Source organism: Brenneria roseae subsp. roseae, from assembly GCF_003115845.1.
Lineage (GTDB): Bacteria > Pseudomonadota > Gammaproteobacteria > Enterobacterales > Enterobacteriaceae > Brenneria > Brenneria roseae.
The window spans coordinates 15,979-39,803 of the sequence record NZ_KZ819039.1; the positions used below are offsets into that span (position 1 = coordinate 15,979).

The following is a 23,825-nucleotide window of genomic DNA, read 5'->3' on the forward strand; positions in this document are numbered from 1 at the left end:
TCAGGATTTATTTGTTGTCTTTGCCGACGTGCAAAATGGCCAGGAACGCTTCCTGCGGTAACTCAACATTACCCACTTGTTTCATACGTTTCTTACCCTCTTTCTGTTTCTGCAACAGCTTCTTCTTACGGCTGACGTCACCGCCATAGCATTTCGCCAATACGTTCTTACGCAGTTGCTTAACCGTAGAACGGGCAATAATGTGATTGCCAATTGCCGCCTGGATGGCGATATCAAACTGTTGGCGTGGAATGAGGTCTTTCATTTTTTCCACCAGATCGCGACCGCGGTATTGAGAATTGTCCCGGTGCGTAATCAGCGCCAGCGCATCGACACGTTCGCCGTTAATCAACACGTCTACGCGTACCATGTCGGAAGCCTGGAAACGTTTGAAGCTGTAATCCAGCGAAGCATAGCCGCGGGACGTCGATTTCAGACGGTCAAAGAAGTCGAGAACCACTTCCGCCATCGGAATTTCATACGTCAGCGCCACCTGGTTGCCGTGATAAACCATGTTTGTCTGTACGCCACGTTTCTCGATACACAGCGTAATGACGTTACCCAGGAATTCCTGCGGCATCAGCATATGACACTCGGCGATAGGCTCACGCAGCTCCTGAATATTATTCAGCGGCGGCAGCTTAGACGGGCTATCCACATGAACCGTCTCACCGTCGGTCGTTTCTACTTCGTAAACCACCGTAGGCGCTGTCGTAATCAAATCCAGATCGTATTCACGCTCCAGACGTTCCTGAATGATCTCCATGTGCAATAGCCCAAGGAAACCACAGCGGAAACCAAAGCCCAGCGCCGTAGAACTTTCCGGTTCATAAAACAGGGAAGCATCATTCAGGCTCAGTTTACCTAACGCGTCACGGAAAGCTTCATAATCATCGGAACTGATCGGGAAAAGTCCGGCATAAACCTGCGGCTTCACTTTCTTGAAGCCCGGTAGTGCCTTCTCCGCCGGTTGGCGAGCCAGCGTCAGCGTATCGCCAACCGGCGCCCCCAGAATATCTTTGATAGCACAAACCAGCCAGCCCACTTCGCCGCAGTTCAGCACTTCGCGATCCACGCGCTTGGGCGTAAAAATCCCCAGACGATCGGCGTTGTAAACCTGACCGGTACTCATAACCTTAATCTTGTCGCCTTTACGCATGGTGCCATTTTTAATACGCACCAATGAAACAACGCCAAGGTAATTATCAAACCAGGAATCAATAATCAGCGCCTGCAACGGCGCGTCCGCACTGCCTTCAGGCGGCGGAACATCGCGAACCAAACGTTCCAGTACATCAGGCACACCGACACCCGTTTTAGCGGAACAGCGCACCGCATCCGTCGCATCAATACCAACAATATCTTCGATTTCCTGGGCAACCCGATCCGGATCGGCAGCAGGCAAATCGATTTTGTTCAACACCGGCACCACTTCCAGATCCATATCCAACGCGGTATAGCAGTTCGCCAATGTCTGCGCTTCAACCCCCTGACCAGCATCAACCACCAGCAATGCGCCTTCACAGGCAGCCAGTGAACGAGAAACTTCGTAAGAAAAGTCAACGTGTCCGGGAGTATCAATGAAGTTTAACTGATAGGTTTGACCATCCTGCGCTTTATAATCCAGCGTTACGCTCTGTGCTTTGATTGTAATACCGCGTTCACGTTCCAGATCCATGGAATCCAGAACCTGCGCAGCCATTTCACGTTCGGTCAAACCACCGCAAATCTGGATAATACGATCGGATAAGGTCGACTTACCGTGGTCGATATGGGCAATAATGGAGAAATTTCGTATATGCTTCATTATAAAAATTTTTCTACCTTGATATTCCTGAAATTCTTGCCGATGGGCATGCGCATTAGGTGAAAACAGCCGCGATGTTATTCCACCCGAATCGCAGCATTCTACATGTCAGAAGAGCGAAAACCTAGTCATGTCCCGTGCATTACCATTGATTCTGACCGTTTTATTCGGAATGGCGAAGCAGCAGGACAAAAGCAGAGAGTAAACGGATGATAATTGATGAAAATAACACAGGATAATCAAGAGGCACTGGCAGCGGCAAGACGCAAATAAACGCCGCTACGACGACTGGGCGGCGGTCTGAATTTGCAAGAGTTCACCGGGTAGCGCAATTTGCAGGATAATAGGCTCATAACGATTATTTTTGCCCAATCGCTTGGCCCAATGTTTTACCGACACAAAAACCAGACCACCGCCGACAAACGCCCCGACAATGGCGGACAATTCACTGCCAAAAAACATCTGGAACAACGCCGAACCGATAAACAATCCGAGCAAAGGCAAAAAATAGACCATCATCGCCGAACGCAGCAGGCTGCCTTCGGCGATGCCCAATTCAATTTGCTGCCCTGCCTCAAGCGGTTGTGTACAAGGCACCGTCAAGAGATGTTCGGCAGAAGCGCCGAGCTGATTCAGCAACCCGGTGCCGCAGGTCGAGCGGGATTTACAGCCCCCGCATCCGGAACTCTGCTCACAGCGCACAACAGCAATGCCATTCTGCCATGAAACAACCGTTGCCCACTCTTTAATCATTACTGCGCCTTCTGGATAATATTGTCGGCAATACGTTTAGCCGTGGCGGGTGGGATCTCGCCGACAACGGTGATTTCGTTATTATTATGAACTTCCGTATGTATTGAACGTCTTCCGGTACGTATTGCTTGTTCGGGACGGACTTCAGGAGAAGGACTGACATTAATCGAAAAGCTGAACAAACCATCGCTGTATAAACGCGTCTCAATGGGAAGATTCGTCCCCGACAGTATTCTACGACTATGCGAAACCTCTTTCATCCCTGCGGGCAGCCACTCCGCACTCCAGGAAAAACTGACGTTTTCCGGCGTTGGTGCCGGCAATGAAGGAGGCAAATTGATGCCTTCCAGCGGCCGCAGGGCTTCTATAACCTCATTATCGATAATCAGCGAAGTCACCAGAAATTGTTCCAGACGCTCACCATTCCGATCCTGCAGATCTATCCGCAAAGGCAGCTTGGACTGGGCATCGACCCAGACGGTATAACTGTAGCGCGTGGCGTCTCGAGAAATAATCCGGATGCCCACCGCCAGACGATCGGCAATGCGCACTCGCCCATCGGCAGGGACGAAATCGTAGTACATCGCGAGTTTTTTGAAATCCGCATAAACCAGAGCGGGCAACGAATCAACGATGTGATCGCCCGTCAGCGTAAAAGGTTCAAGCCCGGAATCAAAATAGCTGATTTCATTACCACGCTGTACGATTTCACGCCTTGGCCCATCCATCAGCACAAGCTGCGCCAGAGAACGATTATTCAGCATAGCATGCCGGTATCTGACCGACTCGAATCCTTGCTGGGTGATGTTGATAAAAGAAAGTTCGTAACTTAACGAACGACTGGCGCTGTTCATCTGTTGCAACAACGCCCCGGACTCAGTTTGAGCCGGGGCGAGTGTGGAATAGAACAGACTGCCAATCAGCAAACAGGCGGCAAACAAAACACGCTTCATTACCGAGGCTGAGTTCCTAATGATTGAGTTCCAGGGACCTGAATGGCAGCTTGCTGATCATCATGCTGTTGAACCTGTTCAGCATGCAGGCGGCGCTGTAATTCATAATCCTGCAAAATAGCATTGAGGCGGTTACGCTGCGCGTCGTATTTTTGCTGTCCGTTATTATGGGCAGACACACCGTCTTGCGGTGTTCCCAGACTAACCGGAGAAGCGGTGCCCAACGCAGGCAACGTCCGGAACAAAGCAGACTCGGTTACTCCCTCCGAAACGTCCGGGCGATCATAATTCTGAATGCCCACAATCACGGCCAGAGACACACAGGCAGCAACGCCGACCTGAGTCAATTGCCCCGCCCAAGGGCGAACTTTATGCCAGAACGGCATTTGAGACCACTGCGCAGGATGTGGTTGAGACTCGGGTTGCGCTTGAGGAACCAGACGAACAGGCTCTTTTTCAATTGCGGCAGCAACACGGGAAGCGATATCCAGATGAATGACTTTTTCATCGATATCACCACGCAACGTATCGCGAATTAGATGATAACTTTGCCAACGTTGCTGTAGCTTGTCATCCTGTGACAAAGCCTTCAGCAGCTCAGAATCGACTGTCTCACCATCCATTAAAGCGGAAAGCTTCTCTTTCTGCATACCGACACCCTTACCTTGTCAAATCCATCATTAATCATGCGACTAGCTAAAAACGAGCTAACGCCGAATAAGCGGTTGTACTTTATTATCAATTGCTTCCCGTGCCCGGAAGATACGAGAACGAACAGTGCCGACGGGACAATCCATAATCACGGCGATCTCTTCGTAGCTCAATCCATCCAATTCACGCAGCGTAATTGCCAGTCGCAAATCTTCCGGTAAAGACTCTATCGTGCGAAAAACTATGCTTCGTAATTCCTCAGACAACATTAAATTCTCAGGGTTCGAAATTTCTTTCAATGCGCCCGCATTTTCATAGTTTTCAGCATCATTGGCATCAATGTCGCTGGATGGGGGACGGCGGCCCTGCGCTACCAGATAGTTTTTCGCTGTATTCACGGCTATACGATACAGCCACGTATAAAAGGCACTATCACCACGGAATGACTCCAATGCGCGATATGCTTTGATAAACGACTCCTGTACCACGTCAGGCACGTCCCCCTGGGGCACATAGCGCGACACCAGACTCGCCACCTTATGCTGGTAGCGAACGACCAGCAAATTAAACGACTTTTGATCGCCTTTCTGGACTCGCTCGACTAGTACTTGATCTGCCAGCTGCTCACTCATCCGAGGTAATATCTCCTCAAACCGATCTCCACACGTAAAATAGTACTGCCAGCCATATTAAGTTATACCGGAGCAAGCTCTAGCTTAGAGCTAACACCCGGCATAAAGTTCCTGGTAATCATTTTTTCTTCTATAGCGCTATCGTTATCGCCCCGAATACTGATACCGGAACAATCCATTTTTTGGACTTATCAGGGGCATTTGCCGGGGGATCATACGATAAATTCATAGCATTAGCACGATTCTCACCGCTCTGACGCCCGGTATTTATACATCTTTACAGGAGTGAAAAATCAATACATGAATAAATAATTGGGTGCTAACATCAATTCACCTCTTTTTTCTTGCATCAATGGCACTAACATGCAACCGACCGTAGAACACTCCTGTGATGTATTAATCATCGGCAGCGGCGCTGCCGGCCTTTCTCTTGCTCTTCGTCTTGCTTCCCAGGCAAACGTTACCGTTCTCAGTAAAGGCCCACTGAACGAGGGCGCAACGTTTTATGCTCAGGGCGGAATTGCGGCTGTTTTTGATGAAACTGACAGTATCGACTCGCACATTGAAGACACATTGATCGCGGGTGATGGTTTATGTGAACGTGAAGCCGTCGAATTCATCGCCAGCAATGCCAAACACTGTGTACAGTGGTTAATCAAACAAGGCGTACTGTTTGATACTGAAACCAGTACCAGTGGTGAAGAACGTTATCATCTTACCCGCGAAGGCGGACATAGCCACCGCAGGATCCTGCATGCCGCCGATGCCACGGGAAAAGAAGTCGAGAATACGCTGGTCGGCCAGGCGCTGGCGCATCCGAATATCCGGATCATGGAACGCTGCAACGCCGTTGATCTGATTACCTCCAATAAGCTGGGGCTGCCCGGTACGCGGCGTATCGTCGGCGCTTATATATGGAACCGCGAACGGGAAATGGTGGAATCCTGCCGGGCGAAAACCGTGGTTCTGGCCACCGGGGGCGCATCCAAGGTCTATCAGTACACCACCAACCCGGATATTTCATCTGGCGATGGTATTGCCATGGCCTGGCGAGCCGGTTGCCGGGTGGCGAATCTCGAATTCAACCAGTTCCATCCAACCTGTTTATTCCATCCGCAGGCGCGAAACTTCCTGCTGACAGAAGCCTTGCGTGGCGAAGGCGCTTACCTGAAACGCCCTGACGGCTCCCGTTTCATGCCAGACTTTGATTCCCGGGGAGAACTGGCGCCGCGTGACGTGGTTGCAAGAGCAATCGACCACGAGATGAAACGCCTCGGCGCAGACTGCATGTATCTGGATATCAGCCATAAACCTGCCGAATTCATTAAACAGCATTTCCCGACCATCTACGAAAAGCTGTTATCACTGGGCGTTGATTTGACTCTGGAACCGATTCCTATCGTTCCGGCAGCGCACTACACCTGCGGTGGCGTTATGGTCGATCAGCACGGACGTACCGATCTCGACGGGTTATATGCGATTGGCGAGGTCAGCTATACCGGCTTGCATGGTGCAAACCGTATGGCATCGAACTCATTATTGGAATGTCTGGTATACGGCTGGTCGGCAGCAGAAGATATTCTGCAACGTCTGCCGCAGATAAAACCCATCAAGAAACTGCCCGAATGGGATGAAAGCCAGGTCGATAATTCGGACGAACAGGTTGTTATTCAGCATAATTGGCATGAATTACGCCTGTTTATGTGGGACTACGTCGGGATCGTCCGGACCACCAAACGGCTTGAACGCGCACGACGTCGTATCATCATGCTGCAACAGGAAATTGATGAGTATTACTCTCATTTTCGCATCTCCAATAACCTGTTGGAATTGCGTAATCTGGTTCAGGTTGCGGAGCTGATTGTGCGCTGTGCGCTGGAAAGGGAAGAAAGCCGCGGCCTGCACTATACGCTGGATTATCCAGAACAGTTCGATATGCCGCAGCCAACCATCCTGACGCCCTAGCACATCACTTCTATGTAGCCAGATCGCGACATAAATGGGATGTTGACGCAAACACGGCGATGGGGTTTTTCAAACTGACCTCATGCCGTGGTCTTAACTCTCCGCCTCTATCAGTACACACATAACGATTTTCGCCAAGCCTACATAAAGAGGTAAAAACCTTTTGTCAGTTGCTGAAAATCAGAAGAGTATCCCCTGTCCCCGTCACGAATAACCAAACGCTGCGTCAGGCTCTCTCCCGGTTGCCGGGATAACGCTATCAGCACGCGATGCGCGGGCCGGGAATCGGACTCAGTTATTGTCATATGCCGGCGGACAAACCAGCCGCACTGATGCGCCAGCGGCAAAAAATCTTCTGCCACCCGAACAGGCAGCACCACACAAAATAAACCATCAGGGGCAATCAGTCGCCGGGCGCAATCGAGCAGGACGTCATGAGTCAGCGAGGTGGTATAACGGGCCTGGGTGCGTAATTCGCTGGAACAGGCGATACCCGGCGAAAAATAGGGTGGATTACTGACAATCAATGAGTAATCGTTCTCGGCGGTGGCGGCGAAATCTACAATGCCGCCAGCATAAACGCGCATGCGATCGGCCCACGGAGAGGCGGTGATATTATCCAACGCCTGCTGGCTTGCGCCCGCGTCCAATTCAACAGCATCAATATAAACATCGTTATCGGCGCGCTGAGCCAGCATCAATGCAATCAGTCCCGAACCGCAGCCAATATCCAGTATGCGCCGCACGCCAGAGAGCGGCGCCCAGGCCCCCAGCAATATGCCATCGGTACCGACCTTCATGGCGCAGCGATCGTGCGCGACAAAAAATTGCTTGAAGGTAAATCCATCCCGACGCAATGTCGGTTTATTATCATGACTCATTATCGATGGTTCCAGACCAAAACTGCCGTAGCATAAGTTAATCCTCAATACAGGAAAAGTGCCGTTGCCTGTTTAAACAGGTGAAGTACCCGGCTAATGCGTCTATAATCGGCGCCCCAAACAGAGGTAGACCATGACTGCAACAAATTTTTCCGAGCTTGATCTTGATGACAGCCTGCTAGACGCACTGCGTGATATGGGTTATGAACGCCCGACAGCCATCCAGCTGGCAGCAATTCCACCAGCGATGGAAGGCCGCGACGTGCTCGGCTCGGCTCCGACAGGCACTGGCAAAACAGCCGCATACCTGTTGCCGGTCTTGCAGCATCTCTTAGATTTCCCTCGTAAAAAATCCGGGCCACCTCGCATTTTGATCCTGACGCCGACCCGTGAACTTGCCATGCAGGTCGCCGACCAGGCACGGACCATCGCGGCGCATACGCACCTGGATATCGCGACGATCACCGGCGGCGTGGCGTATATGAACCACGCGGAAGTATTCAGTGAAAATCAAGATGTGGTCGTTGCAACAACGGGACGCCTGCTGCAATACATAAAAGAAGAAAACTTTGACTGCCGCGCTGTCGAAACCCTGATTCTGGATGAAGCAGACAGAATGCTGGATATGGGATTCGCACAGGATATCGAACATATTGCAGGCGAAACCCGCTGGCGCAAGCAAACACTGTTATTTTCCGCGACGCTGGAAGGCGAGGCGATTAAAGATTTTGCCGAGCGTCTGTTGAATGATCCTGTCGAGGTAGAAGCCGATCCCTCACGTCGGGAACGCAAAAAAATTCTGCAATGGTATTACCGGGCTGACGACACCAAACACAAAACCGCCCTGCTCTGCCACCAGTTGAAGCAACCGGATGCGACACGTTCGATTATTTTTGTCCGCAAACGCGAGCGTGTGCATGAGCTGGTTGCCTGGCTGCGTGAAGCCGGAATTACCGCCTGCTATCTTGAAGGCGAAATGGTGCAGGCCAAACGTAATGAAGCCATCAAACGCCTGAGTGACGGCCGGGTGAATGTGCTGGTTGCAACCGATGTGGCGGCGCGTGGTATCGACATCAACGATGTCAGCCACGTATTTAACTTTGACCTGCCGCGCACGGCTGACACTTACCTGCATCGTATCGGACGTACCGGTCGCGCAGGACGCAAAGGCTGCGCGATTTCATTCGTCGAAGCACACGATCATCTGTTACTCGGCAAGATCACCCGCTATTTAAATGAACCGCTGAAACCCAGAGTGATTGATGAACTGCGACCGGCAACAAAAGCGCCCAGCGCCAAAATAACCGGAAAACCATCAAAGAAAGCGTTGGCCAAACGAAAAGAGAAGAAAGAGCAGGATAAAGAAAAAGCTAAAGTGAGGGTGAAAGTGCGCCATCGCGATAGCAAAAATGTCGGTAAACGCCGCCAGCCCGCTAAAAAAGCGGATGAGTCAGCCAGTGAATAACATCGGTTGTTTAAAAACGGGCTGACGCCAAACGTGCAAATACAAAAAGGGAGCTGTCGCTCCCTTTGATTTTATTGGGGTAAAGCGAAAAACGCGACTTACAGACTTTCTGTAAAAGTACGAGTAATAACGTCGCGCTGTTGTTCTGGCGTCAGAGAGTTAAAACGTACCGCATAGCCAGAAACACGAATGGTCAACTGCGGGTAATTTTCCGGATGCTTAACCGCGTCTTCCAGCGTTTCACGGCGCAGAACGTTCACGTTCAGGTGTTGACCACCTTCTACACGCACTTCAGGTTTGATTTCCAACGGGATTTCGCGATATTCGATCTGCCCCAGATCGCTGACCGCAACAACCTCATCTTCGCTATAGCCGGACTTTGCACAAACGCAACGTGCCTGGGATTTTTCTTCATCCAGCAGCCAGAAGGAATTGATCAGAGCGCTGTTGTTCGCCTTGGTGATTTGAATACCAGTAACCATTATTGCCTCCGTAAAACGGCGTGTTATTGTCTTAATTGAAAATCGGTATCAGTAACAAACTGCCATTAATATTTAACGATTAAATAAAACCGACTGAATCTGACTCCCTATATACCAGTACAATCACTACGCATCTTTGATTTAAATCAATTTTAAAATCACACCAAAACAGGGATAGAGGGCAATTTATTGTTTTATATCAATTAAACCCACAAACTCAATTACAAATATTTTTGTAAATTTTCAATTTTTTTTCAAAAAATCAGGAGGGCGGTCATTTTTTTGTCGCTACGATTTTACCTCAACACAATTGATCGGTAAGCTATCCTCATGAAAATTCACCTTGAAAGAGTGCATGATGGCGACTTCCCTCACCTGGCACGATGTGCTGGCACAAGAAAAACAGCAACCTTATTTTGTGAATACGCTTGAATTCATTGGTAAAGAGCGCGCCGCCGGAAAAACCATTTATCCTCCCCAGAAGGATGTATTCAACGCGTTCCGGTTTACCGAACTGTATCAGGTCAAAGTTGTCATTCTGGGTCAGGACCCCTATCACGGCCCCAATCAGGCTCACGGATTATCTTTTTCCGTTCGCCCCGGTATTCCGGCGCCGCCATCGCTGGTAAATATCTATAAAGAGCTGGCCAGCGATATTCCAGGGTTTGAGATCCCTCATCATGGATTTCTGCAAAGCTGGGCTGAACAAGGTGTCTTGTTACTCAATACCGTGTTGACGGTTGAGGCGGGACAGGCACACTCACATGCCAATCTGGGATGGGAAACCTTTACCGACCGCGTTATCGCCGCCCTGAATGAAAATTGTGAAGGGATTGTCTTTCTGCTGTGGGGTTCCCATGCACAGAAAAAAGGCAGCATTATTGATCGTCAGCGCCATCATGTATTAAGAGCCCCCCACCCATCCCCTTTATCTGCGCATCGTGGATTTTTGGGATGTAAGCACTTTTCGCAAACCAATCAGATCCTTGAGAAACAAGGTTTGACACCAATCGATTGGACGCCACGTTTACCTGACAACGCATAAATTTCCTCTGCCTTCATAATCGGAGGCAGCAAACAACACGGGAATAAAATCAATCAGTTATTGATGAAAAGTTAGGAAACAGATAGCGTAAATAACAGCGAATATCGGGAAATTGTAAAGCGAAATATCGATTTGGTGGAGCTAAGCGGGATCGAACCGCTGACCTCTTGCATGCCATGCAAGCGCTCTCCCAGCTGAGCTATAGCCCCACATATGTGGAATGTTCGTCACACTCAAAACTAAATCATAGAACCAAACCATCAAGATTTGGTGGAGCTAAGCGGGATCGAACCGCTGACCTCTTGCATGCCATGCAAGCGCTCTCCCAGCTGAGCTATAGCCCCGTCACTTACAGACCCATACTTATAATAGAGTTCCGTGCGAACGGGTCGCATAATATGAAACCCGCTTAACAGTGTCAACGGCTAAATCTTTTTATGCAGTCAACCGCTGAAAAAGCCGCCAAACACCCGTTGCAATAGATAAAATATTGCCATAGGTTTGCAACATCTTATTGAAATATCGACTTGCCGAATCAAGTGCGTTAAAAATAAGCTGCTAATGATAACGTGATTTATTATCATCTTTTTACCTTAGGCTCACACGACCTCATAAGCCACCACATGCGCTATTTTTCTATGATTGCTTTTACACTGATGGTTTCCTCTATTCTTCCCGCTCGGGCACAACCCAGTATTCCGGTGATAATTGAGCAGGCACAACACCATTTCGAGATTCAGCAGTTTGATATGCAAAGCAGTAAGCAGCATGCCTATCGTCTTTTCGTTGCCATACCACGGCAGGAGGCTCCCCAGGAGGGTTATCCCGTTCTCTATATGTTGGACGGCAATGCGCAATTCCCTTTCGCCGTGAACAGCTATAAAGAAGAAAATGGCCCTGCGCCGTTGATCGTCGCCATCGGTTATCAGATAACCCAGGCCTACGATGTTCCGGCCAGAACCCGGGACTATACGCCACCGACGACAATCCGCGAGCCCGATTTTGCGGCAGGCGGGGAAGCCGAAGATTTTTATCAGTTCCTGCAAAACCAGGTGAAACCCTGGGTCGAAGCGCGTTATCCGGTTAATACCCAAAAACAAACGCTCGCCGGACACTCCTTTGGGGGATTGTTTACGCTTTATACGCTGTTTAATCACAGCGAATCTTTCCAGCGCTATGTCGCGGCCAGCCCGTCCATCTGGTGGGGTAACGGCGTTGTTATACCGGCAAGAACGCCATTGCTGAGCACACCGCCACAGTCCATCACGCTGAGTGCCGGTGAATATGAAGATGCGCCAGAAAAGGTTAACGCAGGACAACCCATTGACGCCGAGCGAGAGGAACGGAAAAACCGGAGAAAATTGGTAATGAAAGCGAAAACCCTGGCGGCGCAATTAAAAGAACAAGGAACCAATACAGAATTCATTCTGTTCCCTGGCAAGAATCACGGTAGCGTCATCCCTGATGCGATGGGAAAGGCAGTGGTGATCGCAGGGCAATAATGCGCTATGTTGAGAAGCGATATTCTGTAAGGTAGCCAGCAGGACGCCGCATTCAACGTTGTAGCAACGCCCCAAAACCTTCCCCATAAAAAACCCCGGCTGATTGATTGGCCGGGGTTCGTTTATCCGTTACCTGAAAGCAACCATCATTGCTGAGCTTCACGTTCGGCAATGAACGCCAGCGCTTTATCAATACGCGTCAGAGAACGCTGTTGACCTACCGCTTTCACGGTCACATCAACGCCAGGAGACTGCCCCGCACCCGTGACGGCGACGCGAAGCGGCATCCCGACTTTCCCCATCCCTTGCCCCAGCTCATCGGCCGTTCCCTGAATGGCATGATGAATATTCTCTGCCGTCCAGTCTGTGATAGCGGCTAGCTTCGCTCGTACCAGTTCCAGCGGCTGACGAGCGACAGGGCGCAAATGTTTCTTCGCGGCGTCAGCATCAAACTGATCAAAATCTTCATAGAAATAACGGCAAGAAGCAGCAATTTCTTTCAGCGTCTTACAACGCTCTCCCAATAGCGTCACCAGTTCGCTCAGTTGCGGGCCATTGCGGGTATCAATACCGGCATGCTCAACGTGCCATGATAAATGCGTCGCCACATATTCCGCAGGCAAATGGTTAATATAATAGTGATTCAGCCACTGAAGTTTTTCCGTATTAAAGGCGCTGGCTGATTTGCTGACAGCATCCAGTGAAAACAGCGCCTTCATTTCTTCAATAGAGAAAATCTCCTGATCGCCGGAGGACCACCCCAAACGGACCAGATAGTTAAGTAAGGCCTCTGGCAGGTAACCATCATCACGATACTGCATTACACCGACCGCACCGTGGCGTTTGGATAGCTTCTTGCCATCGTCCCCCAGGATCATGGAAACATGCGCATATTCCGGGACTGGCGCGTTCAATGCCTTCAAGATATTGATTTGGCGCGGCGTATTATTGATATGGTCTTCACCACGGATCACGTGCGTGATTTCCATATCCCAGTCATCAATCACCACACAGAAGTTATAGGTCGGCGAGCCATCGGTACGGCGAATGATCAAATCATCCAGTTCCTGATTGCTGAACTCAATCGGCCCACGGATACGGTCATTAAAAATAACGGAGCCGTCCTGCGGGTTACGGAAACGAACGACATGCGGCTCATCGTCAGTATGGTGTTCGTGAGAATCACGGCAGTGGCCGTCATAACGCGGTTTTTCACCGTTTTCCATCTGCTGTTCACGCAGCGCTTCCAGACGCTCTTTAGAACAGTAGCATTTATAAGCCGTATCGTTTTCCAGCATCTGGTCGATAACCGCGTTATAACGATCGAAACGTTTGGTTTGGTAGTACGGACCTTCATCCCAATCCAGATTCAGCCAGTTCATACCATCCATAATGGCCTCGATCGCTTCCGGTGTAGAACGTTCCAGGTCAGTATCTTCAATACGCAGAACAAACTCACCGCCGTGATGACGGGCAAACAACCAGGAATAAAGTGCGGTACGGGCACCACCGACATGCAGATAGCCAGTTGGACTGGGTGCGAAACGGGTTTTGATTTTCATTTGGGATTAAAGCCTTATTACGCAACGGCTGTCGGCGTATACCGACATGAGTTCAAATAACAAAAGTGGGCAACATTCTATCATTCTGCCCCGATTCCTCAACGCTGTAACTCGCCACACCGGCGTTTATTACCGCCGAAATCTATCGATTACCCGCAGAATTGAATAAAGAAGCGACATCCGCGGCCAGAAATAACGCGCCCTGCCTAATTTTACAACGAACAAGCATTTTACTTTTAAAAAGCGTTGACTCACTTTCAACTATCCCTATAATGCGACTCCACACAGCGAGGGTGATTAGCTCAGCTGGGAGAGCACCTCCCTTACAAGGAGGGGGTCGGCGGTTCGATCCCGTCATCACCCACCACTCTATTAGAGTGCTACGTTGTGTAAAGCAAGAAGATTTGAGATTGGGTGATTAGCTCAGCTGGGAGAGCACCTCCCTTACAAGGAGGGGGTCGGCGGTTCGATCCCGTCATCACCCACCATTCTCATACCAGCCGTCTTCTTGCTTAATGAAGTACAGAAGTGGGTGATTAGCTCAGCTGGGAGAGCACCTCCTTACAAGGAGGGGGTCGGCGCTTCGATCCCGTCATCACCCACCATCCTCATACCAGCCGTCTTCTTGCTGAATGAAGTACAGAAGTGGGTGATTAGCGCAGCTGGGAGAGCACCTCCTTACAAGGAGGGGGTCGGCGGTTCGATCCCGTCATCACCCACCACTTCTGCGGGTCGTTAGCTCAGTTGGTAGAGCAGTTGACTTTTAATCAATTGGTCGCAGGTTCGAATCCTGCACGACCCACCATTATCCGCAAAGTTTTACCCTTCTGAAATGAAATCCACCTTGCTTTTATAGTGCCCCAAGTCGTGTGGGTGAGAAAAAATCGTCTGGAACGATTTTTAACAACGCTTGCGTTGGCCCTGCAAGGGTGAGTCTCAGGATGAGACGAATAGCCCTGCGTTCAGGTTCAAGCCGAGCGAAGCGAGACAGCAACGCGTCAGCGTTGACCCGAAGGGCGAGGCCGGAGGCCGAGTCATCCTGCACGACCCACCAATATCCGCAAAGTTTACCCTTCTGAAATAAATCCACCTTGCTTTTTATACTGCACCGAGTCGTGCGAAACGAGACAGGACTATCCTGGAGATGGGAGTCTTGTAGGCCCATTTTGGGTTTCAGGCTAAAAAAATTATAGAAAACAGAATATTACACCACTCCATCACTGTCATGTTCCGCTGACACATAAGGAGTGATTTTATAGCTGTTCTTACCCGCCCATTATCTGTCTCGGAAATCCAGAAGGCAGAACCCGCCGATAACGACGAACAGGCACCGACCCCTGTTCGTCAGGACGCGCCCGGCGGCGCGTATGAAGATGAAACCTGAGCATCAGGTTCCGCATATCGCGCTTTCTCTGACAAACAGGGAAAACCAGCCCGCTCACTCTATTGAGTATAAAGTCAATAAAGTCATTTAGTTAGCAGAGCCTTCGAAAGAGTCTATCTTGAAGTAACGAGCAAAAGATAATCGTTTTTATAGAGCGGTCAGATCGTATCGACCGGCTTGGCCGATCAGTATCACTTTGTTAGTGATTTATATGATGGTTTAAAAATTAATCAAAAAAATAAATTTTAGAAGAGGCAATCGTGACACTAACTCGATGAACAAGCAGAAGAAAGGAGAAACACGGCGAAAGTATTAACGCAGCAAATAGTAAAGAATCAGTAAAGATTTAAATGATTGTGTCGATATTTAATCAGGCAGATGTTTCCACCTGTTTCTAATGAAATCTACTGACGCTATTGATACCTCAAGGATTGGGACATGGAAATCAACACAGCCTCGACGACCTATGTTTCGAATGAAAGAAGTAATACATCGAGTTCAGCAATTAAAAATCAAGTGAACAGCAATTCCGTACAGAGTGAACAAAATAAATCCACCAATACAACATCCACTAAGGTATCGTCTTTCGCCCAACAATTAAGTGATGCAGCTACTCGAGCAGAAAAACGCGATGCCAGTCTTAGCCGCAGCGAACTCAAGACTAAAGCCGAGTCAGTTCTCAAAGAGATCACCGATGCGAATTATTATACCGATTCGTATAAAAAAATTTATGACGCCGAGGTGCCCGATACAACTGACCCAGATTTGCTGGCTAGGGCAACACAGGCCACTGATTATTTAAATGGTAAGGCAAGCAATCCGTTCAAGGGGATGTCGCGAGAGCAGTTGGCGCTGATTACCTACGATGACAGTGGCACGTTTACTGTTAATGAGCGCAGGGCCGCATGGAATGAATCTAATAACCAATACGAAGCATGGGCACAGAAAGTTGTTGCAAAAGCCATGGCTGAATATAACCGAACTGGAAAAATTACACAGATTTATTCGGACATACTCGAATTTTATAAATCACAGCCCGCGATAGAGCAGGCACAATATCCAGCAAGTTATGAAGCGCAATTACAGGCAAAAATATCATTAAGCTCATCATCGCTTACAACAAATAGCACCTCCCTGTTTAGTACGCTGAATAACTGGAAAAACGAGCTACAGGAGAAAAATTCCCATCTCGCCCCGATGAGCCTTTTCACCCTGCTTGCCAATGACAATAAAAAATAATCCGTTATCGTCTCTGCCCGAAATGCTGGGGGATTGATGGAAAATACGCCGTTGCTCTGCCTGCAAAGCGTCACCCACGCCTACCGTACCGGCGCATCCATACAGTCGGTGCTACATGATGTTTCGCTGTCCATTCCTTCTGGCCAAAGCTGCGCCATCGTCGGCGCGTCCGGTTCGGGCAAAAGCACCCTGCTGAATAACCAGCCCAGCGCCGGACGTCTGTTGCTGAATGGCCGCGAGGTAACGGTACATCGGGTCTACAATGATAGAGTGTTGTGTGATATCTCTTTTTTTTCATGATATTAGAGTCAAAATCAGGATTCTGCACGCCCCACCAATTCCGCCAGAGTTTTATCTTCCTGAAGTCATTCCGCCTTGTTTAACCCATATCGCGAATCCATGCCTTTTCTGTTCCTCATCATGGTTTAAAAACGCTTTACCTATTATTTTACCCGCCGCCTATCATTACTGATGTAAAAAACGCCCTTACCGGGCGTTTTTTATAGCTGAAGCATCACCGCACGATCATTAAATTTCCCAATCATGGTTATAACGTTTGGGTTTGAACTGAATGACATCCCCTTTTTGCAAACCATGCAGGCTCAAATCGTCTTTTGCCACTTCCGCTTCTATCAGTTCCTGCTCATCGCCCAGTTTCAATGACAGACGGGTCAACGCGCCAAGCGGGCGAATATCCCGCACCACAACGGGCTGGTATCCCTCCTGAGCCTGCGTGGACAAAGCGACTTCATGCGGCCGGAACAGAATGGTTTCATCGGTCTGCGCGATCTTCAATCGGTTGCTGTCTCCCAGGAAGTGATAAACGAACTCACTTGCAGGCCGATTATAGACTTCATCCGGGGAACCAATCTGCTCAATGACGCCTTTGTTCATCAGTACGATACGATCGGCAACTTCCATGGCCTCTTCCTGATCGTGCGTTACGAATACCGATGTCAGATTGATGTTTTCATGTAACTGGGATAACCAACGGCGCAACTCTTTACGGACTTTGGCATCCAGCGCGCCAAAAGGCTCATCCAACAACAGAATACTGGGTTCGACAATCAGCGCACGAGCCAGCGCAATGCGCTGGCGCTGTCCGCCGGAAAGCTGTTCAGGATAACGATCCGCCAGCCAGTCCAACTGGACCAGATTCAGTAATTCATGAACTTTTTGTTCAATTTCACGCTTTGAGGGTCGAATGCTTTTTGGTTTCATGCGCAACCCAAACGCCACGTTGTCAAACACGGTCATATGTCGGAACAGCGCATAATGCTGAAAAACAAAACCGACATTACGCTTGCGGACATCGTGAACGGAGACATCTTCGCCATGAAAAATGATGCTGCCGCTGTCCGGCTGTTCCAGACCCGCGATAATACGCAACAGCGTGGTTTTGCCACATCCGGACGGCCCCAGAAGCGCCACCAGTTCGCCGCTCTGAATGGCCAGGTTGATTTCGTTCAGTGCCTGAAACTGACCAAATTGTTTATTAATATTGCGGATCTCAATGCTCATTTTTGGTCAGCTCCTGTTGTTTCTGTATTTGCTTCGTCAACCTGCTTTCGCTCCACTGGCGCAGCAACAGAACCACCAGCGACATCACCAGCAGTAGAATTGCGACGCTGAAAGCAGCGACGATGTTATATTCGTTATAAAGAATCTCGATATGCAGCGGCAGCGTATTAGTCAGCCCGCGGATATGGCCGGAGATAACGGATACCGCACCAAATTCCCCCATTGCTCTGGCGGTGCATAGCACGACGCCGTAAATAAGCGCCCACTTCACATTCGGCAGCGTAATGTGCCAGAACATCTGCCAACCATTGGCGCCCAGCAATCTCGCGGCTTCTTCCTCCTGAGACCCTTGTTGCTCCATCAGCGGGATCAGCTCGCGCGCGACATAGGGCAGCGTGACAAAAATGGTCGCCAGCACAATGCCCGGAACCGCATAAACAATTTCCAGATTATGAGCCGTCAGGAAGGGATAGAGCTTGCTTTGAGCACCAAACAACAGAACATAAACCAACCCGGCGACTACGGGTGAAACGGAAAATGGCAGGTCAATCAGCGCCAGCAGCAGACTCTTGCCACGAAATTCAAATTTGGTTACACACCATGCGGTTGTCAACCCGAAAACCACGTTCAGCGGTACGGAAATCGCCGTTGCCAGTAAGGTCAGTTTCAGTGCCGAAACGGCATCAGGCTCAGAGATTGCATCCCAGAATGCCCCAATGCCTTTATCCAGACCTTGAGTCACTACCATCAGCAAAGGCAACACCAAAATCAGGAAAAACACAATCCACGCCAGCGACACCAAAATGTAATACGCGGCCGATTGTTTTTTGGCTTTCTGCACACGGGATTGAGAGGAAATAACCTGTTCCATGACGATCTTGCCTTACAGTTTCGGTTGAATACGACGCTGCAATAAATTAATCAGCAGCAGCATAATGAAAGAAACCAGCAGCATAAATACGCCAATCCCGGTTGCCCCTTTATAGTCATACTGATCGAGTTTCGAGACGATCAGCAGCGGCAAAATTTCCGTTTTAAACGGAATGTTGCCGGCGATAAATACCACAGATCCGTATTCCCCAACGCCGCGCGCAAAAGCCAGCGCAAAGCCGGTCAACCATGCGGGCAACAGTGTAGGAACCAGAACGTGGCGAAACACCTGCAATGGACGAGCGCCAAGACACGCCGCCGCCTCTTCAATTTCTTTCGGAATATCCGCCAGCACGGGTTGCAGCGTTCGGACCACAAAAGGCAGCGTGACGAAAATCAACGCCAGCGTAATCCCGATGCTGGTATAGGCAATTTTAAAGGGAAACAGCGAACCAATCAGACCATTGGGCGCATACAGCGCCGTCAGGGCGATCCCGGCTACTGCCGTCGGCAGCGCAAACGGCATGTCGATCATCGCATCAATGATTTTACGCCCCGGGAACGTATAACGAACCAAGACCCATGCCAGCAGCGTACCTAAAACACCATTAATAAAGGCAGCCGCCAGCGCAGTACCAAAGGAGAGTTGCAGGGAGAAAAGCACCTGGCGGCTGGTAATCAATTCCCAGAACTGTACCAGCGTCAATTGACTGGCATAAAGAAACATACCGGCCAATGGAATAAGGACAATCAATCCTAAATAACTCAGGCTAAAGCCCAAAGTTAATCCGAAACCGGGAATCACCGAGGAAGAACGCTGCGACATACTGTGCCTTTAATTGTCATGCTCAAAGATCCTGGCCAATTAAATAATTGCCGACGAACTAAGGCCGCTATTTCCCTTATCTTTCAACATGAAACCATACCGGCCTTTTTCACGTTGAAATCCATCAGGAATAAATAGCGGCCTGCGTATATCAGAAAGTCATAGGTTACTTATTGATTTCCTGGAAAATTTTATCGAACACGCCACCATCATTAAAAAAGGTTTCCTGTGCGGCTGTCCAGCCGCCGAAATCTTTATCAATCGTCACCAGCTCCACCGGCGCGAACTGATCTTTAAATTCTTCAGCAATTTTGGCATTACGCGGACGATAGAAGTTTTTACCAATGATGCGCTGTGCTTCATCGCTATAAAGGTATTGCAAATAGGCTTCCGCCTGTTTCTGCGTTCCCTTGCGCTCAACCACTTTGTCTACCACGGCAACAGGCGGTTCTGCCAGAATTGACAAGGATGGCGTGACAATCTCGAGTTGATCGCCGCCCTGTTCTTGCAGAGAAAGATACGCTTCGTTTTCCCATGCCAGCAGAACATCACCTAACTGGCGCTGTACAAAGCTGATCGTTGAGCCGCGGGCCCCCGTATCTAGAACGGGTGCATGACGATACAGTTCTGTTACAAACTTCAGCGCCGTTTCATCATTGCCGCCGGGCTGCGCTTTGGCATAAGCCCAGGCTGCCAGGAAATTCCAGCGCGCTCCGCCAGACGTTTTCGGGTTTGGCGTAATGACTTCCACGCCCGGCTTAACCAGATCGCCCCAGTCTTTAATTTGTTTCGGATTACCTTTTCTCACCAGAAATACAATGGTGGAGGTATAAGGCGTACTGTTATCCGGCAAGCGGGTCTGCCATTTAGGATCGATAATCTGCTGATTCAGGTTGAGTGCATCAATATCGCCGGCCAGCGCCAACGTGACCACATCAGCCTGCAAACCGTCGATAACAGAACGCGCCTGCTTACCTGAACCGCCGTGTGAATTCTTGATGGAGATATCCTCACCCGTTGTCGCTTTCCAGTGCTTGATAAAAGCAGCGTTGTATTGCTGATAAAGCTCACGAGTGGGATCGTAAGAAACATTCAATAATTCCGTCGCCGCAGAGGCGACGCCAGAAAATAAGAGCGCTGCCGTAGCAACAGATAGCCCCAGACGACGTATTGACATTATTATCACTCCCCAAAATTTGAAAGTATTTATCGGCCTGTCCGATTTATTCGTTGCGACTACAAAGAAATGTCGAATCAGGCGAATATAAAAATAACGACGAATGCTCCTGATTTACGTGCTGAACCAACACGGCTATCAGACTGACAACATGGAAGTGACAATAGAGGATATGGGAAAGTGGCAAAAATACTGTTTCGCGATAATTTATGCTATCACGTTATATTGTTAATGGTTATGTAATGGTTTTCAATCTAAGTGAATATTAGTACAGGAATAACGCCCGCCTCCTTTTTAAAGATCGAAGCAGACGCGTCCCCTACTGTGCGGACTTAGTCTTCTTCGTCGAGTTGCAGGGCGACGTACAGCAGCAGGCGATCGTCGAAATTTCCCAGATCCAGTCCGGTGAGTTCGGAAATGCGATTAAGGCGATACTCCAGCGTATTCCTGTGAATAAACAGCGCCTTAGCTGTCGCACCCGGTTGAACATTGTTGCGGAACCAGGCTCCCAGCGTCCGGCGTAACAGTCCATTGCCATCCATTGCTTTCAGTTTGCCCAAAGGACGCACCAGTTCATTTGCCTGCCAACCACCGCGCAAACTATCCAGTAATACCGGCAGCATCAGATCCTGATAGTAATAACAACGCTGCGATGGCATACGCTGCTTGCCGACGCTCATGGTGGTTCGGGCGGTCCGATAAGAGCGGGCAATGCTGCCGGGGCCGGAAAAGTAATTCCCCAAGGCCAGACGAACCCGAAAACGGCTGCTTTCCGCCATGCGGGAGAGCAGATTGTCGACCCGCCGACGATGTTCCTCCGCATCCCAGCGACCGTGACAGTTCAACGCCGGCTTCAGTACCACCATTTCCGTCAGCGACACAATGGCAATCAGGTTGTCGCGCTCTGGCGTCGTCAGCAGCGTTTGCAACTGTTGCAGTTCCTCCATTGCGCTATCTACGCCGAGTTGTCCGCTATCGACTTCCACAACCGCCGCCACTCGCGGCTTATTCAGGTCGATCCCCAAACGCTGCGCCCATTCCATCAGCGCAGGAGATAATTCATCGGTACGAATCAGGTTCAAAACCAGCTCTTCGCGCAAACGACTATCCTGCGCCAACATATGCAGCAGCCTCGCCTGTTCCAGCATCATTTCAGCCGTCATACAAACCAGCTCGCCATACTGCCGCAGCTGGCCGGGATTTCCAGTCAGACCGATGACCCCCACAATTTCTCCATCAATTCGCAACGGCAGATTGATGCCGGGACGGACGCCATGCAAATGACGGGCGACCGCATCATCGATGTCGACAACCCGCCCCTGAGACAGCGCCAGCAGTGCTCCCTCATGCAATTCACCCAATCGTTCCTGATCGCCACTGCCAATGATTTTGCCGCGGGCATCCATCACATTGATATTACTATCAATAATCTGCATGGTTCGTGCAACGATATCCTGAGCCATCCTGGCATTAAGATGATATGACGCCATTTCGACCTCTGCGGGGAACACTGACAATTGCACCAGCATAACGTCACTTGTTACCTCGCACATTGTGCAAATTAACAAAGAATGGTGGATTCGTTTAAAACTGTGGAAGAACTCACAGAATACGGGCAGGGAAATGGAATAGCCGGGCACAGGCGCACCCGGCATAGAGAGAAATTACTGAGTTAACAGATAGATATCGCTATCGCCACGTCGAATATTCAACGCCAGAACCGCCGGTTTACTGTCCAGGATCTTACGCAACTCACCAATGTTCTGCACGGGTTGCTGATTGACGCCAAAAATGATGTCGTCCTTTTTCAAGCCGATTTTCGCCGCGGCCGTTCCCGCTTTGACATTATCAACCTTGACGCCTTTCCGACCATCCAATTCAGTATTACTTAATTCGGCGCCTTCAATACCTGAATAGAGGTTGCCTGACGACACCTGAGTCTGACTGCTTTGTTGAAGCGTCACATCGACCGTCAACGGTTTGCCGTCGCGCAATAATCCCAGCGATACCTTGCTGCCGACCGGCAATGAACCGACCTGGGCACGCAGCGCAGAGAAGCTGCTGATGGCTTTTCCGTTCAACGTTACGATCACATCGCCTGCCTTTATACCCGCTTCAGCCGCCGCAGACTTCGGTTGAACCTGGCTGACAAAGGCGCCGCGCTGGGCATCCACTTTCATGGCCTGAGCCAGTTCGGAATTCAATTCCGTTCCGGTAATCCCCAGTTCGCCCCGTTTCACTTCGCCAAATTCGACTATCTGTCCGACCAGACTTTTCACCATATTACTGGGGATCGCAAAACCGATACCGATATTACCGCCATCCGGCGCCAGAATTGCCGTATTCAGGCCGATCAATTCACCGTTGAGATTTACCAGCGCGCCACCGGAATTCCCCCGGTTGATAGCCGCATCGGTCTGAATAAAGTTTTCATAGTTTTCAATATTCAACCCGCTCCGTCCCAGAGCGGAAACAATGCCGGACGTTGCCGTTTCCCCCAATCCATAAGGGTTACCGATCGCCACGGTATAATCCCCGACGCGTAACTGATCCGAGTCAGCCAATTTGATGGCGGTCAGGTTTTTAAAATCTTTCAACTGCACCAGCGCAATATCCGAACGCGGATCTCTGCCAATAATCTTGGCATCATATTTACGGCCATCGCTGAGTCTGATCTGAATTTTATCTGCGTTTTCTACTACATGGCTATTGGTCACCACATAGCCTTTTTCCGCATTGATCACCACCCCGGCACCTAACACCTGGAAATTCTGCTGTCTGGAGGGTTGTCCATCATCACCGTCTCCCTGACACATCGGTGATGTCTGAAACGGGGAACCTTCCTGACAGAATGGTGAATTCTCTCCGAAGAATGGTTGGAGCTGCTGAGGGATCTTCTCTTTATCGACATTAGTATGTCCTTCCACATAAATACTCACGACGGAAGGCATCACTTTTTCCAGCATGGGAGCCAGACTGGGAAGCTGTCCGCTGGAAGACGAGGACAAAACTGACTCTGCCGCATTAGCAGCGATAGGCCCCATTGCCATCGCCAGGCTTAAGGTCAGCGCGCTTAGAACCAATGATTTTCTTTTCATAAGGGATATATC

Annotated in this window: 20 protein-coding genes, 7 tRNA genes and 1 other RNA gene; 12 read left to right on the forward strand and 16 right to left on the reverse strand. The window is 49.8% G+C overall.

Annotation, left to right across the window (positions count from 1 at the left end; genetic code table 11):
* Window positions 1–7: 7 nt before the first annotated feature.
* The 5 genes from lepA to rpoE form a co-directional block, all read right to left on the reverse strand.
* The gene (lepA, locus tag DDT52_RS18955) at window positions 8–1,807 is read right to left on the reverse strand and encodes a translation elongation factor 4 (protein ID WP_136157746.1); all 1,800 of its coding nucleotides are present in this window, start codon (window positions 1,805–1,807) and stop codon (window positions 8–10) included.
* A 279-nt stretch (window positions 1,808–2,086) separates the two neighbouring features.
* Entirely contained in the window at window positions 2,087–2,560 is a 474-nt protein-coding gene (gene rseC / locus DDT52_RS18960; protein ID WP_136157747.1) for a SoxR-reducing system protein RseC, read from the reverse strand.
* Window positions 2,560–3,513, reverse strand: coding sequence for a sigma-E factor regulatory protein RseB (rseB, locus tag DDT52_RS18965; RefSeq protein ID WP_136157748.1), 954 nt, complete (start codon window positions 3,511–3,513; stop codon window positions 2,560–2,562). Before rseB ends, rseC begins: the two co-directional genes overlap by 1 nt.
* On the reverse strand, window positions 3,513–4,163 hold the full coding sequence (rseA, locus tag DDT52_RS18970; RefSeq protein ID WP_136157749.1) for an anti-sigma-E factor RseA: 651 nt from the start codon (window positions 4,161–4,163) through the stop codon (window positions 3,513–3,515). The genes rseB and rseA overlap by 1 nt, the downstream gene beginning before the upstream one ends.
* A 57-nt stretch (window positions 4,164–4,220) precedes the next feature.
* The gene (gene rpoE / locus DDT52_RS18975) at window positions 4,221–4,796 is read right to left on the reverse strand and encodes an RNA polymerase sigma factor RpoE (protein WP_109055806.1); all 576 of its coding nucleotides are present in this window, start codon (window positions 4,794–4,796) and stop codon (window positions 4,221–4,223) included.
* Between the two features lie 363 nt (window positions 4,797–5,159).
* Between rpoE and nadB the strand changes: the two genes are divergently transcribed.
* Window positions 5,160–6,761 (forward strand): L-aspartate oxidase, encoded by a 1,602-nt coding sequence (gene nadB / locus DDT52_RS18980; RefSeq protein ID WP_136157750.1) that lies wholly within the window; start codon window positions 5,160–5,162, stop codon window positions 6,759–6,761.
* A gap of 140 nt (window positions 6,762–6,901) precedes the next feature.
* On the opposite strand, the gene trmN is transcribed toward nadB, so the two are convergent.
* Entirely contained in the window at window positions 6,902–7,642 is a 741-nt protein-coding gene (gene trmN / locus DDT52_RS18985; RefSeq protein WP_136157751.1) for a tRNA(1)(Val) (adenine(37)-N(6))-methyltransferase TrmN, read from the reverse strand.
* A 133-nt stretch (window positions 7,643–7,775) separates the two neighbouring features.
* Between trmN and srmB the strand changes: the two genes are divergently transcribed.
* Entirely contained in the window at window positions 7,776–9,107 is a 1,332-nt protein-coding gene (gene srmB, locus DDT52_RS18990; RefSeq protein WP_136157752.1) for an ATP-dependent RNA helicase SrmB, read from the forward strand.
* Window positions 9,108–9,205: 98 nt separating this feature from the next.
* Here the strand turns inward: srmB and grcA are convergent, their stop codons facing one another.
* Window positions 9,206–9,589 (reverse strand): autonomous glycyl radical cofactor GrcA, encoded by a 384-nt coding sequence (gene grcA / locus DDT52_RS18995; RefSeq protein ID WP_136157753.1) that lies wholly within the window; start codon window positions 9,587–9,589, stop codon window positions 9,206–9,208.
* Between the two features lie 358 nt (window positions 9,590–9,947).
* Between grcA and ung the strand changes: the two genes are divergently transcribed.
* Window positions 9,948–10,634, forward strand: a complete 687-nt coding sequence (gene ung / locus DDT52_RS19000; RefSeq protein WP_136157754.1) for a uracil-DNA glycosylase — start codon at window positions 9,948–9,950, stop codon at window positions 10,632–10,634.
* Between the two features lie 133 nt (window positions 10,635–10,767).
* On the opposite strand, the gene DDT52_RS19005 is transcribed toward ung, so the two are convergent.
* A tRNA-Ala gene (locus DDT52_RS19005) sits at window positions 10,768–10,843 on the reverse strand.
* A 59-nt stretch (window positions 10,844–10,902) separates the two neighbouring features.
* Window positions 10,903–10,978, reverse strand: a tRNA-Ala gene (locus tag DDT52_RS19010).
* Between the two features lie 294 nt (window positions 10,979–11,272).
* Between DDT52_RS19010 and DDT52_RS19015 the strand changes: the two genes are divergently transcribed.
* Window positions 11,273–12,136 carry an alpha/beta hydrolase gene (locus DDT52_RS19015; protein ID WP_247595598.1) on the forward strand — a complete coding sequence of 288 codons (864 nt, stop codon included), beginning with the start codon at window positions 11,273–11,275 and terminating at the stop codon, window positions 12,134–12,136.
* Window positions 12,137–12,282: 146 nt separating this feature from the next.
* Here the strand turns inward: DDT52_RS19015 and gltX are convergent, their stop codons facing one another.
* Window positions 12,283–13,698, reverse strand: a complete 1,416-nt coding sequence (gene gltX / locus DDT52_RS19020) for a glutamate--tRNA ligase (protein ID WP_136157756.1) — start codon at window positions 13,696–13,698, stop codon at window positions 12,283–12,285.
* 291 nt (window positions 13,699–13,989) lie between these two features.
* Between gltX and DDT52_RS19025 the strand changes: the two genes are divergently transcribed.
* The 8 genes from DDT52_RS19025 to DDT52_RS21405 all read left to right on the forward strand — a co-directional run bounded on the left by DDT52_RS19025 (window position 13,990) and on the right by DDT52_RS21405 (window position 16,621).
* Window positions 13,990–14,065 (forward strand) — tRNA-Val (locus DDT52_RS19025).
* Window positions 14,066–14,110: 45 nt separating this feature from the next.
* Window positions 14,111–14,186: transfer RNA gene (locus tag DDT52_RS19030), tRNA-Val, on the forward strand.
* A 42-nt stretch (window positions 14,187–14,228) separates the two neighbouring features.
* Window positions 14,229–14,303 (forward strand) — tRNA-OTHER (locus DDT52_RS19035).
* Between the two features lie 42 nt (window positions 14,304–14,345).
* A tRNA-OTHER gene (locus tag DDT52_RS19040) sits at window positions 14,346–14,420 on the forward strand.
* Between the two features lie 7 nt (window positions 14,421–14,427).
* Window positions 14,428–14,503 (forward strand) — tRNA-Lys (locus DDT52_RS19045).
* A gap of 110 nt (window positions 14,504–14,613) precedes the next feature.
* Window positions 14,614–14,752, forward strand: a non-coding RNA gene (locus DDT52_RS19050) — RtT sRNA.
* A gap of 768 nt (window positions 14,753–15,520) precedes the next feature.
* Entirely contained in the window at window positions 15,521–16,321 is an 801-nt protein-coding gene (locus DDT52_RS19055; protein ID WP_136157757.1) for a hypothetical protein, read from the forward strand.
* Between the two features lie 36 nt (window positions 16,322–16,357).
* A complete protein-coding gene (locus DDT52_RS21405; RefSeq protein WP_136157758.1) occupies window positions 16,358–16,621 on the forward strand; it encodes an ATP-binding cassette domain-containing protein in 264 nt (87 codons plus the stop codon).
* Window positions 16,622–16,849: 228 nt separating this feature from the next.
* On the opposite strand, the gene DDT52_RS19065 is transcribed toward DDT52_RS21405, so the two are convergent.
* From DDT52_RS19065 to degP, 6 genes are all read right to left on the reverse strand, one after another.
* Window positions 16,850–17,842: a sulfate/molybdate ABC transporter ATP-binding protein gene (locus DDT52_RS19065; RefSeq protein WP_136157759.1), complete on the reverse strand. Its 993-nt coding sequence runs from the start codon at window positions 17,840–17,842 to the stop codon at window positions 16,850–16,852.
* The gene (gene cysW, locus DDT52_RS19070; RefSeq protein WP_136157760.1) at window positions 17,832–18,713 is read right to left on the reverse strand and encodes a sulfate ABC transporter permease subunit CysW; all 882 of its coding nucleotides are present in this window, start codon (window positions 18,711–18,713) and stop codon (window positions 17,832–17,834) included. The genes DDT52_RS19065 and cysW overlap by 11 nt, the downstream gene beginning before the upstream one ends.
* Window positions 18,714–18,725: 12 nt before the next feature.
* Window positions 18,726–19,538 (reverse strand): sulfate ABC transporter permease subunit CysT, encoded by an 813-nt coding sequence (gene cysT / locus DDT52_RS19075; RefSeq protein ID WP_109055816.1) that lies wholly within the window; start codon window positions 19,536–19,538, stop codon window positions 18,726–18,728.
* Between the two features lie 166 nt (window positions 19,539–19,704).
* The gene (locus DDT52_RS19080) at window positions 19,705–20,715 is read right to left on the reverse strand and encodes a sulfate ABC transporter substrate-binding protein (protein WP_136157761.1); all 1,011 of its coding nucleotides are present in this window, start codon (window positions 20,713–20,715) and stop codon (window positions 19,705–19,707) included.
* Between the two features lie 332 nt (window positions 20,716–21,047).
* Window positions 21,048–22,205: a CdaR family transcriptional regulator gene (locus DDT52_RS19085; protein ID WP_136157762.1), complete on the reverse strand. Its 1,158-nt coding sequence runs from the start codon at window positions 22,203–22,205 to the stop codon at window positions 21,048–21,050.
* Window positions 22,206–22,379: 174 nt separating this feature from the next.
* Window positions 22,380–23,813 (reverse strand): serine endoprotease DegP, encoded by a 1,434-nt coding sequence (gene degP, locus DDT52_RS19090; RefSeq protein WP_136157763.1) that lies wholly within the window; start codon window positions 23,811–23,813, stop codon window positions 22,380–22,382.
* Window positions 23,814–23,825 lie beyond the last annotated feature (12 nt).

What these genes read in the sequence shown, in the direction of transcription:
- lepA (WP_136157746.1), bottom strand. Translation starts at nt 1,807, where the DNA reads ATGAAGCATATACGAAATTTCTCCATTATTGCCCATATCGACCACGGT.
- rseC (WP_136157747.1), bottom strand. Translation starts at nt 2,560, where the DNA reads ATGATTAAAGAGTGGGCAACGGTTGTTTCATGGCAGAATGGCATTGCT.
- rseB (WP_136157748.1), bottom strand. Translation starts at nt 3,513, where the DNA reads ATGAAGCGTGTTTTGTTTGCCGCCTGTTTGCTGATTGGCAGTCTGTTC.
- rseA (WP_136157749.1), bottom strand. Translation starts at nt 4,163, where the DNA reads ATGCAGAAAGAGAAGCTTTCCGCTTTAATGGATGGTGAGACAGTCGAT.
- rpoE (WP_109055806.1), bottom strand. Translation starts at nt 4,796, where the DNA reads ATGAGTGAGCAGCTGGCAGATCAAGTACTAGTCGAGCGAGTCCAGAAA.
- nadB (WP_136157750.1), top strand. Translation starts at nt 5,160, where the DNA reads ATGCAACCGACCGTAGAACACTCCTGTGATGTATTAATCATCGGCAGC.
- trmN (WP_136157751.1), bottom strand. Translation starts at nt 7,642, where the DNA reads ATGAGTCATGATAATAAACCGACATTGCGTCGGGATGGATTTACCTTC.
- srmB (WP_136157752.1), top strand. Translation starts at nt 7,776, where the DNA reads ATGACTGCAACAAATTTTTCCGAGCTTGATCTTGATGACAGCCTGCTA.
- grcA (WP_136157753.1), bottom strand. Translation starts at nt 9,589, where the DNA reads ATGGTTACTGGTATTCAAATCACCAAGGCGAACAACAGCGCTCTGATC.
- ung (WP_136157754.1), top strand. Translation starts at nt 9,948, where the DNA reads ATGGCGACTTCCCTCACCTGGCACGATGTGCTGGCACAAGAAAAACAG.
- DDT52_RS19015 (WP_247595598.1), top strand. Translation starts at nt 11,273, where the DNA reads ATGATTGCTTTTACACTGATGGTTTCCTCTATTCTTCCCGCTCGGGCA.
- gltX (WP_136157756.1), bottom strand. Translation starts at nt 13,698, where the DNA reads ATGAAAATCAAAACCCGTTTCGCACCCAGTCCAACTGGCTATCTGCAT.
- DDT52_RS19055 (WP_136157757.1), top strand. Translation starts at nt 15,521, where the DNA reads ATGGAAATCAACACAGCCTCGACGACCTATGTTTCGAATGAAAGAAGT.
- DDT52_RS21405 (WP_136157758.1), top strand. Translation starts at nt 16,358, where the DNA reads ATGGAAAATACGCCGTTGCTCTGCCTGCAAAGCGTCACCCACGCCTAC.
- DDT52_RS19065 (WP_136157759.1), bottom strand. Translation starts at nt 17,842, where the DNA reads ATGAGCATTGAGATCCGCAATATTAATAAACAATTTGGTCAGTTTCAG.
- cysW (WP_136157760.1), bottom strand. Translation starts at nt 18,713, where the DNA reads ATGGAACAGGTTATTTCCTCTCAATCCCGTGTGCAGAAAGCCAAAAAA.
- cysT (WP_109055816.1), bottom strand. Translation starts at nt 19,538, where the DNA reads ATGTCGCAGCGTTCTTCCTCGGTGATTCCCGGTTTCGGATTAACTTTG.
- DDT52_RS19080 (WP_136157761.1), bottom strand. Translation starts at nt 20,715, where the DNA reads ATGTCAATACGTCGTCTGGGGCTATCTGTTGCTACGGCAGCGCTCTTA.
- DDT52_RS19085 (WP_136157762.1), bottom strand. Translation starts at nt 22,205, where the DNA reads ATGGCGTCATATCATCTTAATGCCAGGATGGCTCAGGATATCGTTGCA.
- degP (WP_136157763.1), bottom strand. Translation starts at nt 23,813, where the DNA reads ATGAAAAGAAAATCATTGGTTCTAAGCGCGCTGACCTTAAGCCTGGCG.